Below are 14,172 nucleotides of genomic sequence, written 5' to 3'. Positions count from 1 at the left end.
GGCCGGGCGTTACTCCGGCTGCTATGTGCGGGCCACTGTGTCGGGCGATTTCTCCGACCATACGCTGGCGAGTGACGCACACCTTCACACGTGCAAGGCAAGCGCCCGTGGGTTGTCTATTGTGCGCCGATTGGCGGAGGTGCGCGGATCAGTTGTTGATCATTCAACGTTGACCGTGCGATTGTTTGCGGCAAAAAACAAAAACCCCGTAAGTCCTTAAACTTACGGGGTTTCGCCACCATTTCTGGCGGAGACGGAGGGATTCGAACCCTCGATCCAGGTTTTGGCCCAGATGCTCCCTTAGCAGGGGAGTGCCTTCGACCTCTCGGCCACGTCTCCCAAACTTTCGCTCGCGCAGGGAGTCAGCGCGACGAAGCCAAGATAATAGCGGGCCGAACCGCCAAGGTCAATGTCTGACGTACATTTTTTGTGCCAATTTCGTCATTCAGGGAGAATTTTTTCACCCGGCCGCACTGACACTCACCCACGAACGGGACGCTCCTGTACGCCCCGCCCTTTACATCGAATTACGCCTGATCCAGTTCGAAAGCCTTATGCAGCGCGCGCACGGCGAGCTCCATATACTTCTCGTCGATCAGCACCGAAATCTTGATTTCGGAGGTCGAGATCATCTGAATGTTGATGCCCTCTTCCGACAGCGTGCGGAACATCGTGCTCGCAATGCCCACGTGCGAGCGCATACCGACGCCCACCACCGACACCTTCGACACCTTCGGATCGCCCAGCACCTGCTCGGCCTGCACGTGACCCTTCACCTGATTCGTGAGAATGTCCATGGCGCGCTGGTAATCGCCGCGGCCCACGGTAAACGTGAACGCGGTTTTGCCCTCGACGCTCTGGTTCTGGATGATCATGTCGACGTCGATATTCGCGTCCGCCACCGGGCCGAGAATCTGATACGCGATGCCCGGCTTGTCGGGCACACCCATCACGGCAATGCGAGCTTCGTCGCGCTGAAACGCGATGCCCGAGATGACTGCTTTTTCCATGGTCTCGTCTTCTTCAAAAGTAATCAGGGTGCCCGACTTCATTTCAGCGTCGAGCGGGATGAGCGGATCGGTCAGGCTCGACAGCACGCGCGTCTTGACCTGATATTTGCCGGCGAACTCCACCGAGCGGATCTGCAGCACCTTGGAACCCAGGCTTGCCATTTCCAGCATTTCTTCGAACGTCACGCGATCGAGCCGGCGCGCTTCTTCCACCACGCGCGGGTCGGTGGTGTACACGCCGTCGACGTCCGTGTAGATCAGGCACTCGTCGGCCTTCAACGCAGCCGCGACCGCGACCGCCGACGTGTCCGAACCGCCGCGGCCGAGCGTCGTGATGTTGCCCTCGGGATCGATACCCTGGAAGCCCGTGATCACCACGACCTTGCCCGCTTCGAGATCGCGCAGCACGCGCTCGCCGTCGATTTCGCTGATGCGCGCTTTCGTGAATGCGCTATCCGTTTTGACCGGCACTTGCCAGCCGGCGTAGCTGACCGCGTCGACGCCGGCTTCCTGCAGCGCGATGGCGAGGAGGCCCGAGCTGACCTGCTCGCCGGTCGCGGCGATCATGTCGAGTTCGCGCGGGCTCGGCTGGGTCGTGATCTCTTTCGCGAGGCCGAGCAGGCGGTTTGTTTCGCCGGACATTGCCGACGGCACGACCACCATCTTGTGACCGGCCTTATGCCATTTCGCGACGCGCTTGGCGACGTTCTTGATGCGCTCGACCGAGCCCATCGAAGTGCCGCCGTATTTATGTACGATGAGTGCCATTGTCGTTCTGAACTGAAGGAGAAACCGCGCTGGCGCTTGCGACGACCGCACAAAAGCACAGGGGCGCAACGTCTCGTGAACGGCGGCAAAGTGTGTGGCGGCGTAGATGCAGCGCGTGCAGCACGCGCGGATTTGCCCGTGATTGATCGCTAATGGCTTACCGGAAAACTCGGATCACGATCGGAAAACCGACAAAAGCGACGGCAAAAGCGGGTCGGGCAAACAAGTTAACGTACCTGAAGAGGCGCAAAAAGACAAGCCGCAAAGGCCTCGGCGCCGCTCGCGGACAACGCTCGGAACGCCTGTCGGAGCTGGGCGGAAGGCGTTATTTGCAGGCACAATCGCACCCTATTTCGTATGCGGCCAGGTCGCCGCAACGGTAGCCGACCGGCCGGTCAGGCGATCAGCAGGTCCTCGCGCCACACAATCGTCACACGTGCTTCGTCAGGCGCCACTGGTCTCGGCAACAGCGCGCGATTCACGCCAAGCAAAGGCACGAACAGCAGCTCATCGCCGAGAAAAAGCAACGGCACGTCGCGCTTCCACGCGGGAATGCCGCGTTCCTGAAAAAGGTTCTTCAGCGTTCGACTGCGCGCGCCCGGCGCGGCGCTCGTACGCATGCGCTCGCCGCCCGTGCGCGAACGCGCACTCAGCACTGCTCGTCGAAGCAGGCTCGCGGGAATCGCGTCGTCAGCCGCGGGGTTGGGCGTGTTGGCCGTGTCGGCCGTGTTTGCGCGGTCCGTGATCGAGGCGTCGACCGGCTGGAAAATGAACGTGCCGCGCCATTGCGGCAAGCGCCAGATCGCTTGGCCTTGCCAGGCCAGTTCGCCGATCTCGCGCTCGGTGAATGTGCTTTCGTCGGCGGGATCGCGGCTGTCGCCCGCTTCCCAATACACGAGTCCGCGATAGCTGCGCAACGCATGCCCCGCATGGTCGATGCGCAGTCGATGTCCGTCGCCGTCCGCGCTGACTTCACGCAGTTGACGCAGCGCATCGCCAAGACGCGCGCTCGACGCTGCGATAAAGCCTTGCTGGCGCATCCAGTAGCGCAGCAGATTGAGCGCCCGGTCGTCATCGAGCGCGATCAGCGCGTCGTGCGCGAGCGCGCGGCCACCGTCGCGCGAGACCGCCTCCAGGTCGATGCGCGCGAGCGCGTCGAGCAAGCGCTGCGCCGCCGCCGCATGCGCCGCCGTACGCGCCAGCGCATCGCGAAAGCCCGGGAAGTGGACCGTCAACGCGGGCGTGACTTCGTGGCGCAGCGCGTTGCGCGCATAGCGTGTGTCCGCGTTCGATTCGTCGTCGATCCAGCGCAGATGCCGGGCGCTCGCGTAATGCTCGATCTGCCCGCGCAGCACATGAAGCAAGGGCCGCACGCGCTTTGCCGCGGCGCCCTCGGGCGAGAGCTCCGGCGCCATTGCCGCGAGGCCCGCCAGGCCCGCGCCGCGCAACAGTTGCAGCAGCACCGTTTCGGCCTGATCGTCCGCGTGCTGTGCGAGCCATAGAGAATGAATGCCGCGCTCCGCGCACAGCGCGTCCAGCGCGCGATAACGCGCGTCGCGGGCGGCGGCCTCCACGCTCACGCCGGCATCGCGCGACACGTCGACGCGACGCGCCGCGAACTCGACGCCACGCTCGCGCGCGAACGCCTCGCAATGGGCAAGCCACGCGTCGGCGTTCGGACTCAGGCCGTGATGCACATGAAGCGCCACGCAACGCGACACCCCGGCGACGCGCACGGCGGCATCCAGCAATACGCTCGAATCGACACCGCCGCTCAACGCAATGCCGATGCGCGCATCCGCGGAAAGCGCGCCAAGCGCTGCGCCGACCGCCTCGAGAACGAGGTGGTCGGCAGGCGATTTCGCAGTGGAAGTCACGTCGCTAGCGCAGTAGGAACGCGTGTGCGCCGATGGACGAAAGAAAAGGCGCGCGGGCTCAGGCGCCCGGCGTCGTTTCCTTGAACTTGCCGTACGCCATGAGCCGTTCGAAACGGCGCTGACGCAGGTCGTTGATGCTCATGCCCTGGAACTGGCGCAGCGAATCGGCGAGCGCGCGGCGCAGCAGCGCAGCCATGCCCTTCGGGTCGCGATGCGCGCCGCCGAGCGGCTCGTTGACGATCTTGTCGATGAGACCGAGCGCTTTCAGCCGATGCGCGGTGAGGCCCAGCGCCTCGGCCGCTTCCGGCGCCTTGGCCGCGCTCTTCCACAGAATCGACGCGCAGCCTTCCGGCGAAATTACCGAATAGGTCGAGAATTGCAGCATCAGCACGCTGTCGCCGACCGCAATGGCCAGCGCGCCGCCCGAACCGCCCTCGCCGATGATCGTCGCGATGAGCGGCGTCTTCAGTTCGGCCATCACATACAGATTGCGGCCGATGGCTTCCGACTGCCCGCGCTCTTCCGCGCCGATGCCCGGGTAGGCGCCCGGCGTGTCGATGAACGTGAAGATCGGCAAGCTGAATTTTTCGGCGAGGCGCATCAGCCGTTCGGCCTTGCGATAGCCTTCGGGACGCGGCATGCCGAAGTTGCGCAGCGCGCGCTCCTTCGTGTCGCGGCCTTTCTGATGACCGATCACCATGCAGGCCTGGCCATTGAATCGCGCCAGACCGCCGACGATGGACAGGTCGTCCGCATAGCTGCGGTCGCCGTGCAATTCGTGGAAGTCGGTGAAGAGCTCGTTCACGTAGTCGAACGTGTACGGGCGCTGCGGATGACGGGCAATTTGCGAAACCTGCCAGGGCGTGAGGTTCGCGTACAGATCTTTCGTGAGCTGCTGGCTTTTCTTCGACAGCCGCTCGATCTCTTCCGAAATATCGACGGCCGAATCGTCCTGCACGAAGCGCAATTCTTCGATCTTCGCTTCGAGTTCAGCGATCGGCTGTTCGAAATCCAGAAAGGTGGTCTTCATTGGTTTTAATCCTTGGACTTACCGGCAGCGCGTATTCTAACCGCGCTCGCCGATGTCTAAACCACTTCGCAACTATCAAAACCTAACGTTTGATAGCCTTGAAAGCGGCAACACTTCTCTTTTTCAGTAGTCGACCGGCAGCGGGTCGAGGCTACGCCACATATACCAGGTGGCGACGGTACGCCACGGCTCCCAGTTCGCGGCGACCTCGCGCGCTTCGCTACGCGTGACCGGCTCGCCGCTGAAGTAATTGACGCTGATGGCGCGAATCAGACCCAGGTCGTCGAGCGGCAGCACGTCCGGACGCGACAGGTTGAAGATGAGGAACATCTCCGCCGTCCAGCGGCCGATGCCGCGAATCTGCGTGAGCTCGGCGATCACCGCCTCGTCTTCCATGGACTGCCACTTGCCGACGTGCAGCGCACCCGACACGAAATGCTGGGCGAGGTCGAGCACATATTCCGCCTTGCGCTTCGAGAGACCGCACGCCGTCAGTTTTTCCTGGCCCAGCTTGATGAACTGCTGCGGCACGAGCTTCGGGCAGGCCGCCGCGACTTTCGTCCACACGGCCTGCGCGGACGCGACCGAAATCTGCTGACCGACCACCGAGCGCGCGAGCGTGACGAACGGATCGCCGCGGCTCAGCAGATGCACGGGCCCGAACTTCGGAATCAGCTTCTTCAGAATGCGGTCGCGCTTGACGAGGTCGGCGCATGCCTTGTCCCAGTAATCGGGACGCGTGGCCTCAGGCGCGAGGCCGGCGATCTGCACCGGCACCGCGACCTCGGTCGCGCTCGCCGCTTCCCCGCCCGCCGCCGACGACGCGCGCGTCTTGCGCACGATTTCGCCTTCCTGGCCTTCTTGCGTCTTTGCAACGCGCGCGAGTTCCTGCACGTCGCCTGCGAGTTCGGGAGGCAACGCGCCGTTGCCGCTCGTCGCCTTTGCACGCGCAGCCGTGGCTGACGACGCTTTCGCGCGCTTCGTGGCCGCCGCGCGAGGCGCGGGCACAGGCACGGATGCGCCGTTCAGCGCGCGCTTGACGGTGCTCTTCTTCGACGCGCCAGCCGCGCTCTTCGCCGCCGCCCCCGCGCCTTTCGACGATGCTGCCTTTACCGCGCCGCTTGCCGTGCGCGCCGACGTTCGAGTCGGTTTTGCCGCGGCTGCCGCGCCTGTTTGAGACGCGGCCCGTTTAGCCGGCGTCTTCGTGGCCGTTGCCATCCTGCCTCCTGCCTGGCGAGTCGTTCAGAGGGAAGTACGAGGTGCGCTCACACGCGCCGCCACTCGGTTAACCCGCCGGGTTTGTCTTCAAGTGCAACGCCGGCCTCGAGCAATTCGGCCCGGATCCGGTCTGCTGCCGCATAGTCCTTCGCCTGCTTGGCGGCGACCCGCTCGGCGATCTTTGCTTCGATCGCGGCGGGGTCGAGCGCGCCTTCTACCGCCGCGCCCGCTGCCTGCTGCAGGTATGCACGCGGCTCGCGCCCGAGCAGCCCGAGCACCGCGCCCAGCGAGCGCAACTGACGGGCCAGCGCGGGGTCGCGCGTGCGGTTCACTTCTGTTGCCAACTCGAACAACACCGACACTGCAACCGGCGTGTTGAAGTCGTCATTCATGGCGGCCTGGAAACGCTGCGCATGCGCTTCGTTCCAGTCAAGCGCGGCGCCGTCCGGCGCGACGTCCGTGAGCGCCGTATAGAGGCGGCCGAGGGCGTTGCGGGCGTCGTCGATATGCACGTCGCTATAGTTCAGCGGCGAACGGTAATGTGCGCGTGCGATGAAGAACCGCACGACCTCGGCATCGTACTGCGCCAAAACCTCGCGAATCGTAAAGAAATTATTCAACGACTTCGACATCTTCTCATTGTCGATCTGCACATAGCCGTTGTGCATCCAATAATTCACGAAGGGTTGACCGGTCGCAGCTTCGCTTTGCGCGATTTCGTTTTCATGGTGCGGGAACTGCAGATCCTGGCCGCCGCCATGAATGTCGAAATGTTCGCCGAGCAAACTGCAGCCCATGGCCGAGCATTCGATATGCCAACCCGGACGGCCGCGGCCGTACTTCGAATCCCAGCCGGTGTCGGCGGGTTCGCCGGCTTTCGACTGCTTCCACAGCACGAAGTCGAGCGGGTCTTCTTTAGCGTCGTTCGCGGCGACGCGTTCGCCCGCGCGCAGATCTTCGAGCGACTTGCCGGAGAGCTTGCCGTATCCCGCAAACTTGCGCACCGCGTAGTTCACGTCGCCGTCTTTCGCCTGATACGCGTAGCCGTTCGCCTCGAGCGTCTCGATCATGCCGAGCATCTGCGGGATGAAGTCGGTGGCGCGCGGCTCGATGTCGGGCCGCGCGATGCCGAGCGCGTCCGCGTCTTCGTGCAGCGCCGCGATGAAGCGATCGGTCAGCGACTTGATCGTCTCGCCGTTTTCAACGGCACGACGAATGATCTTGTCGTCGATGTCCGTGATATTGCGCACGTACGTCACGTCGTAGCCGAGCGTGCGCAGCCACCGCTGCACGATGTCGAACACGACCATGACACGCGCGTGACCCACGTGACAATAGTCGTACACGGTCATCCCGCAGACGTACATCCGCACGACGCCTGCTTGCAGCGGCACGAAAGTTTGCTTGTCACGCGCGAGCGTGTTGTAAATGCGCAGTGATTCCATAGAGAGCGGTGCGTGGGCCGAAAGAAATCCGCAATGTGTTGCGTGCGTGCCGCCCGCGAAGCAAACGGCGCAGACGGACTGTTGCCTGACTCTGCCCGGCTCTGAGCAGACTATTGCCCGGCTGTTGGGACACGCACAGCAGCAAACCGGTGCACCTGGTGCGGCGGTCAGGCTGCTATCAAGGCGGAGACGACCACGAGTGGCGAAAAGACAGCCGGCGGTTCGACGGAACGCGCAGACCTTTTGTTAGAATGGCTCGGAGTATAACATCCAGACCCGAGCCTATGAAACCTTCCAGCGGCCGCGCGCGCAGCGCTGCGACCCTCGGCGCAACGGCGCTTGATGCCACGTTTGGTGCCCCGTTTGGCGCCACGTTTGGCGCCGCATTGAGTGGCGCGTTTGCAGGCACGTTTGCAGCGTTGTCTGGTGCCTCGCGTGCCACCTCGACGCACGACGTCCCGCAAGGCGCTCGCGGCAACGTGGCACGCGGCTTCGCGCGCGCGTTCACGCTGCGTGTCACGGTGGCCCTCGCACTCGGCATGCTGCCGGGCGCCGCCGCCTTCGCGCAGAAAACGCCCACCATGCCGCAAGGTCCGGCCGTGCGCGACAACACGCCGGAAATCGACGCGTCCATCGCGCAGAAAGACTGGCAGGCCTCGCTGACGCAACTCGATGCGCGCATCGCCTCGAATCCGCGCGACGCCCAGGCCAAATTCAAACGCGCCACCGTACTCGCGCACCTCAATCGCGACGACGAAGCGATCACCGCGTTCACCGAGCTCACGCAGCTGTACCCCGAGCTGCCCGAGCCGTACAACAATCTCGCAGCGCTGTACGCGAAGCATGGCCGCTACGTCGAAGCACGCGCCGCGCTCGAAACGGCGACCAAGGTCAATCCGGGCTACGGTCTTGCTTATGAGAACCTCGGCGACCTGTATCTGCGCATGGCCAACGAAGCGTACCGGCGCGCGCAAAGCCTCGGCAAGACCAGCGCCACGACCGCGCAGCGCTTGGCCGACATCCAGAAAATCGTGTCGCCGCCCACGTCGGTCAAAGCGCCTAAACGGGCCGCTGCAGCACCGGCAAACGCCACGGCCGGCGCCACCGCGGACATGACGCAAACGCCGAACTTCCAGTACGGCGGCGCACCCGGCTCGCTCGCCATGCCGCCTTACATGGCGCCCTCGCACTAACGCCGCCGAACTCGCGGTCACACGTTTTTTCCAACCCTGAGGATCTTCATGAAATGGTTGATGTTGGCGCTCGGCAGCGCCGCCCTGATCGCAAACGCCTCCGCGTTTGCCCAGTCCGGTTCGCAAGCCGCGCATCCGTCCGTCCTCCTCAAGACGTCGGAAGGCGATATTCGCGTCGAGTTGTATCCTGAGAAAGCGCCGAAAACCGTCGCGAACTTTCTCGACTATGTGAAGTCCGGTCAGTACAGCGGCACGATCTTTCATCGCGTGATTCGCGGCTTCATGATTCAGGGCGGCGGCTACACGCAGAGCTTCGCCGAGAAGCCCACGCGCGCGCCGATTCCGCTCGAAAGCCGCAACGGTCTGAAGAACACGGCGGGCACGCTCGCCATGGCGCGCACCAGCGACCCGAATTCGGCCACCGCGCAGTTCTTCATCAACACCGTGGACAACGCCGGCCTCGACTATCCGAACCCGGACGGCAACGGCTACGCCGTGTTCGGCAAGGTCACGAGCGGCATGGACGTCGTGAAGAAGATCGAAGCCACGCCGACCACCACGCGCGGGCCGATGGGCGACGTGCCGCAAAAGCCGATCGTGATCGAATCGGCCACGGTCGTCGGCAGCAAGTAACACGTAAGCAGCGGCAGTCAACAACGCAGTAACTAGCGCAACAGGTTACGCAAGGATAGACGCGTCGAACTCACGCCACCGCGGCCCGCCGTCAATGCATGACAAGCATCGAAGCGCAGCAAGATCGAAAAGCGCACGACGGCGCGCCGCGTCCTCTCCACCCAAACCGTTCATCAAAGGATTCCATCATGGTTGAACTGCATACGAACCACGGCGTCATCAAACTCGAACTGGACGCCGAGAAGGCACCGAAGTCGGTTGAGAACTTCCTCAACTACGTGAAGGCCGGCCACTACGACAACACGGTGTTTCACCGCGTGATCGACGGCTTCATGATCCAGGGCGGCGGCTTCGAACCGGGCATGAAGCAGAAGCCGACGGCCGAGCCGATCAACAACGAAGCGAACAACGGCCTGAAGAACGTGAACGGCTCGATCGCGATGGCTCGCACGAACGACCCGCATTCGGCCACCGCGCAATTCTTCATCAACGTGAACGACAACGACTTCCTGAACCACTCGTCGCCCACGCCGCAAGGCTGGGGCTATGCGGTCTTCGGCAAGGTGGTCGAAGGCATGGACATCGTCGAGAAAATCAAGAAGGTCAAGACGGGTTCGAAGGGCTTTCATCAGGACGTGCCGGTCGACGACGTCGTGATCGAAAAGGCCGTGATCGTCGACTGATCGCGCACGCGCCTCGACTGGAAAAACTGAAAGACAGGCACCTTCAATGCTGCAAGAAACGCCGCTGCGAAGCGTCGCCGCGGGCGTGCCTGGCGAGGGCCGACGCCCGCACGCCGCACGCCCGTTCCTGTTCCTCTCCGACATTCATTTGAGCGAGGCGATCCCGCATACGGTCGCCGCGTTCGAACACTTCATTCGCGTCACCGCCGATCAGGCGGATTCGGTTTTCATTCTCGGCGATCTGTTCGAGTACTGGATCGGCGACGACATGCTCGGCGAGCCGTTCGCCGCGCGTATGGCGGCGCTGCTGCACACGCTCACCGAGCGCGGCATCGCGCTCTACATCATGCACGGCAACCGCGATTTTCTGCTGGGCAAGCGCTTCATGAAAGCGGCCGGCGCGATCTGGCTGCCGGATCCCATCGCGATCACCGCATTCGGCACGCGCATCGCGCTCGCGCACGGCGACCGCTTGTGCACGGCGGACCGCGGCTATCAGATCTTCCGGCGATTCGCGCGCAATCGTCTCGCGCAGATGCTGTTTCTCGCGTCGCCGTTTTCCTGGCGTCAGGCGCTCGCGGAAAACATGCGGGCCAAGAGCGAGGATGGCCGCATGCGCCCCGTTTCGCTGAAGTACGACGTGACGCCGAAAGGCGTCGCCCGATTATTCAAGTGGTCGAAAGCCGCCACGATGATCCACGGACACACGCACCGCCCCGCGCGTCACCGGGAACCGGGCGGCATACGCTGGGTGCTGCCCGATTGGGATCTCGATCACGGTGAACGACGCGGCGGCTATCTGCGCATCGACTCTGAAGGAATCCGAGCGTTACCGCTCGATTGAGCTAAAGGATAGGGCCAACTACGGCGCGAGCCACACGAGTCACGCGAGCCACACCAGCCGGCGCGAGCACGACACGACGGCGACTGGCAGCGCGGCCCGTTGCGCCTCACCGCTTTCCCCCGCCACGCACGGCGCACACGGCGCACGCGCCGCTTCACGCATTCAACGCGCCGCCACGGCCCCGTCCACCTTGCCGGCGATCGCTGCAGACAGGCGGCGCAAATCGAGCAACGCCGCGTCGGCGCCTTGCAGCCCTTCGAGACTCGTGCCGAGATGCTCGAGCGCCATGACGATTTCGTCGATGCGTTTGGCCTGCGTCGCCGCGTGATCGATCAGCCCATGAATGGCGAGCGACACGGGATCGTCTGCATTCGGCGTAATGCCGTATGCGCAGAAGGCGCTGCGCTCGCCCGCAAGCTTGCTGGCTTCGCTCTCCCGCGCTCCATGGTTTGCCGCAGCGCGCTCGGCAGTGGCGACGTCCAGAGCGACACCTGCGCGGCCGTTGGCAACCGCGGCCTTCGCCACGACGGATGCTGCAGCACCCGAAGCCGCCGGCACGATGATCCGGGCCGGATTGCCGACCGCCGTGCCGCCGGCCGGCACGGGCTTTGTCACGACTGCATTCGAGCCGATCTTCGCATCCGCGCCGACCGTGAACCCGCCGAGCACTTTCGCGCCCGCGCCGACGATCACGCCGCGCTCGAGCGTCGGATGCCGTTTTGCGCCGCGCGTGAGCGACGTGCCGCCGAGCGTGACGCCCTGGTAGATCGTGCAATCGTCGCCGATCTGCGCGGTCTCGCCGATCACGACGCCCATGCCGTGATCGATGAACACGCGGCGCCCCACCGTCGCGCCCGGATGTATTTCGATGCCGGTCATGAAGCGCGCCATCTGCGAAACGAAGCGCGCGAGCCAGCGGCGCCGCGCCTGCCAGCATGCATGCGCGAACCGGTGCAGCACCAACGCGTGCAAGCCCGGATAACACGTGAGCACTTCCCAGGCACTGCGGGCGGCGGGATCGCGCTCGCGGATCGTGGCAATGTCTTCGCGAAGTCTCGTGAACATGGCAGGGACTATGAGATGTGGGGAAAGGCCGCATGCGGGAAGGCCATGCGCGCATGCACGGCTGCCGTATAGCAGGTCGGCAGCTTTGCTTAGAACGTTTCGAGGATTGTAGGACGGTTCCCGAAAACCTGCCGGAAGTCCATGTAGCACAAAAGGTCGTCAGGCTAGTCGGCGCCCGCCAGTCCGCCGACAGATGGCCTCGCGACGCGTGCGCGGCTATGCGCTCTGTTGTACGCGCGGTTAGGCCCCGTCGTCCTTGCGGCCGGTCTTCAGCAAGATATGCTTGGCGATGCCGCGCACGATGTTCACCTCCTCGCGCTCGAGCCCCGAACGCGCGAAGAGCCGGCGCAAGCGCGACATCAGCTTCTTCGGATTCGCGGGATCGAGAAATTCGAGCGCGACGAGCGCGCGCTCGAGATGCGAGAACATGCTTTCGATCTCATCGCTCGCGGCGCGCGGGCCCGACGGCTCGGCCGACGCCTCCGGCGCCGCCGCCTGGCGCGCAGGGTTTGCCGGCGCATCGGCCTTTGCGCCGCTCGTCAAATAGATCATGCGCAGCTCGTACGCCAGAACCTGAACCGCCTGGGCGAGATTCAGCGAACTGTAGGCGGGATTGGCCGGAATATGCGCGAGCGCGCTGCACCGCTCCACGTCTTCGTTCGACAGGCCCGTGCGCTCGTTGCCGAAGACGAGCGCGATTTCGCCGTGCAACGCTTCGTCGCGCGCGAGGCTGGCGGCCGCGCGCGGCGTCCATTGCGGCGGACCGTATTCGCGTTGCCGCGCGGTGAGCGCGATCGACCAGTGCACGCCGGAGAGCGCATCGGCGAGCGTGGGCACGATATGCGCGGAGGCGAGGACGTCGTCGGCGCCGCTTGCCATGGCGATCGCTTCGGGATCGCTCTGCACATGCGGCACGCGCGGCGAAACCAGCACGAGCCGCGAAAAACCCATGGTTTTGAGCGCGCGCGCCGCGGCCCCGACGTTGCCCGGATGGCTCGGCTCGACGAGTACGAAGCGCGTCGAGGTGAAGCCGCCGCGCAAGTCCGCCACGGCGGGATCGGAAGAATGGTGGGTGTGGTCCACGGGAGAAGCTCTGCAAGTCGGAGAACGCGTATGGTAGCGCCAACGCGCGAAGCCGCCGAACTGCGCGCGGTTTTACGCAGATGCGGTGGCACATAAGTGGGCACGAAGAGACGCGCCCGCAGGCGCATGCAAAACCTCAACAGACGCCCTGCCCGGCCCAAACGCTGCCGCGCCCCGCGGACTCGGGTAAAATAGCGTAATTCGCGTCCGGCCCGCGCCGCACTGCCCTGCACTCCGAGCCCGTTCGGTGCCATGCAGGCAATGAGGCCAGGCCGGGCGCCTCGTTCTTATTCAATTCGTCTCCGTTGGCGGAATGCGCGCCGGTCCCGTACCGGGCGAGCGTTCCGTGCTGTTTCCGCGCCTCACCGAGGGCGCCCATCAGCGCGCGCGTCGCGCTCATTTACCGGCAGGCAGCCGTGCTGCCCCGGCACAAGGATCAGTCCATGCATCCCATGCTCAATATCGCTGTGAAGGCCGCGCGCCGCGCAGCCCAGATCATCAACCGCGCTTCGCTCGACCTCGATCTGATCCAGGTCAGCAAGAAACAGCACAACGATTTCGTCACGGAGATCGACAAAGCGTCTGAAGCGGCCATCATCGACACGCTGAAGACCGCCTATCCCGACCACGCGATCCTCGCCGAAGAGTCCGGCAAATCGGACAACGAGTCCGAGTACCAGTGGATCATCGATCCGCTCGACGGCACGACCAACTTTATTCACGGCTTTCCGTACTACTGCGTGTCGATCGCGCTGGCGCACAAAGGCGTCGTGACGCAGGCCGTGGTGTACGACCCGACCCGCAACGACCTCTACACGGCTTCGCGCGGCCGCGGCGCGTTCCTGAACGATCGCCGCATTCGCGTCGCGAAGCGCGACCGTCTCGCCGACGGCCTGATCGGCACCGGCTTTCCGTTCCGCGAGACGGACGGTCTGGAAGCCTACGGCCGCCAGTTCGCCGAAATGACGCAAGCCTGCGCCGGCCTGCGCCGCCCGGGCGCCGCCGCGCTGGATCTGGCCAATGTTGCCGCCGGCCGCATGGACGGCTTCTTCGAGCAGGGCCTGAACCCGTGGGACGTCGCCGCAGGCAGCCTGCTGATCACGGAAGCCGGCGGTCTCGTCGGCAACTACACCGGCGACTCGGACTTCCTGCACGTCGGCGAAGTGGTCGCCGGCAATCCGAAAATCTATGCGCAGATGGTGCCGATCCTCTCGCGTTACAGCCGCACGCGTCAGCAAGCGGCTTGAGAAGGCGTGCGTCACCTGCACGCCACCGCGCTCGGCAACGGCGAGCAGAACCGACACATTCGACACAAGCGGCTTC

12 protein-coding genes and 1 tRNA gene are annotated in these 14,172 nt (G+C 64.4%); 5 read left to right on the top strand and 8 right to left on the bottom strand.

The features are described 5' to 3' along the window. Window positions 1–245: 245 nt before the first annotated feature. The 6 genes from ACEN8U_RS20510 to cysS form a co-directional block, all read right to left on the bottom strand. Window positions 246–339: transfer RNA gene (locus ACEN8U_RS20510), tRNA-Ser, on the bottom strand. 188 nt (window positions 340–527) lie between these two features. Next, complete coding sequence (locus ACEN8U_RS20505; protein WP_013588854.1) at window positions 528–1,778, bottom strand: aspartate kinase; 1,251 nt, start codon at window positions 1,776–1,778, stop codon at window positions 528–530. A gap of 395 nt (window positions 1,779–2,173) precedes the next feature. Next, window positions 2,174–3,655: a tRNA lysidine(34) synthetase TilS gene (tilS, locus tag ACEN8U_RS20500; RefSeq protein ID WP_015003134.1), complete on the bottom strand. Its 1,482-nt coding sequence runs from the start codon at window positions 3,653–3,655 to the stop codon at window positions 2,174–2,176. A 58-nt stretch (window positions 3,656–3,713) separates the two neighbouring features. Then, a complete protein-coding gene (locus tag ACEN8U_RS20495; protein ID WP_015003135.1) occupies window positions 3,714–4,685 on the bottom strand; it encodes an acetyl-CoA carboxylase carboxyltransferase subunit alpha in 972 nt (323 codons plus the stop codon). Window positions 4,686–4,808: 123 nt separating this feature from the next. Beyond that, a complete protein-coding gene (locus ACEN8U_RS20490; RefSeq protein ID WP_015003136.1) occupies window positions 4,809–5,903 on the bottom strand; it encodes a DNA-3-methyladenine glycosylase family protein in 1,095 nt (364 codons plus the stop codon). A 47-nt stretch (window positions 5,904–5,950) separates the two neighbouring features. After that, window positions 5,951–7,348, bottom strand: coding sequence for a cysteine--tRNA ligase (gene cysS, locus ACEN8U_RS20485; protein WP_015003137.1), 1,398 nt, complete (start codon window positions 7,346–7,348; stop codon window positions 5,951–5,953). A 284-nt stretch (window positions 7,349–7,632) separates the two neighbouring features. On the opposite strand from cysS, the gene ACEN8U_RS20480 reads away from it, so the two are divergent. The 4 genes from ACEN8U_RS20480 (at window position 7,633) to ACEN8U_RS20465 (ending at window position 10,701) form a co-directional block, all read left to right on the top strand. Continuing rightward, entirely contained in the window at window positions 7,633–8,541 is a 909-nt protein-coding gene (locus tag ACEN8U_RS20480; protein ID WP_041745531.1) for a tetratricopeptide repeat protein, read from the top strand. 48 nt (window positions 8,542–8,589) lie between these two features. Next, complete coding sequence (locus ACEN8U_RS20475; protein WP_015003139.1) at window positions 8,590–9,174, top strand: peptidylprolyl isomerase; 585 nt, start codon at window positions 8,590–8,592, stop codon at window positions 9,172–9,174. 188 nt (window positions 9,175–9,362) lie between these two features. Continuing rightward, window positions 9,363–9,857 (top strand): peptidylprolyl isomerase, encoded by a 495-nt coding sequence (locus ACEN8U_RS20470; protein WP_013588861.1) that lies wholly within the window; start codon window positions 9,363–9,365, stop codon window positions 9,855–9,857. Window positions 9,858–9,903: 46 nt separating this feature from the next. Continuing rightward, a complete protein-coding gene (locus tag ACEN8U_RS20465; protein WP_015003140.1) occupies window positions 9,904–10,701 on the top strand; it encodes a UDP-2,3-diacylglucosamine diphosphatase in 798 nt (265 codons plus the stop codon). 162 nt (window positions 10,702–10,863) lie between these two features. Here the strand turns inward: ACEN8U_RS20465 and cysE are convergent, their stop codons facing one another. After that, the gene (gene cysE / locus ACEN8U_RS20460) at window positions 10,864–11,766 is read right to left on the bottom strand and encodes a serine O-acetyltransferase (protein ID WP_015003141.1); all 903 of its coding nucleotides are present in this window, start codon (window positions 11,764–11,766) and stop codon (window positions 10,864–10,866) included. Window positions 11,767–12,006: 240 nt separating this feature from the next. After that, on the bottom strand, window positions 12,007–12,849 hold the full coding sequence (locus ACEN8U_RS20455) for an RNA methyltransferase (RefSeq protein WP_028363391.1): 843 nt from the start codon (window positions 12,847–12,849) through the stop codon (window positions 12,007–12,009). A 443-nt stretch (window positions 12,850–13,292) separates the two neighbouring features. Between ACEN8U_RS20455 and ACEN8U_RS20450 the strand changes: the two genes are divergently transcribed. Further along, entirely contained in the window at window positions 13,293–14,096 is an 804-nt protein-coding gene (locus ACEN8U_RS20450) for an inositol monophosphatase family protein (protein WP_013588865.1), read from the top strand. Window positions 14,097–14,172: the final 76 nt, after the last annotated feature.

It is taken from the genome of Paraburkholderia phenoliruptrix (assembly GCF_047325075.1).
Lineage (GTDB): Bacteria > Pseudomonadota > Gammaproteobacteria > Burkholderiales > Burkholderiaceae > Paraburkholderia > Paraburkholderia phenoliruptrix.
This window is presented reverse-complemented; position numbering and strand designations above follow the sequence as displayed.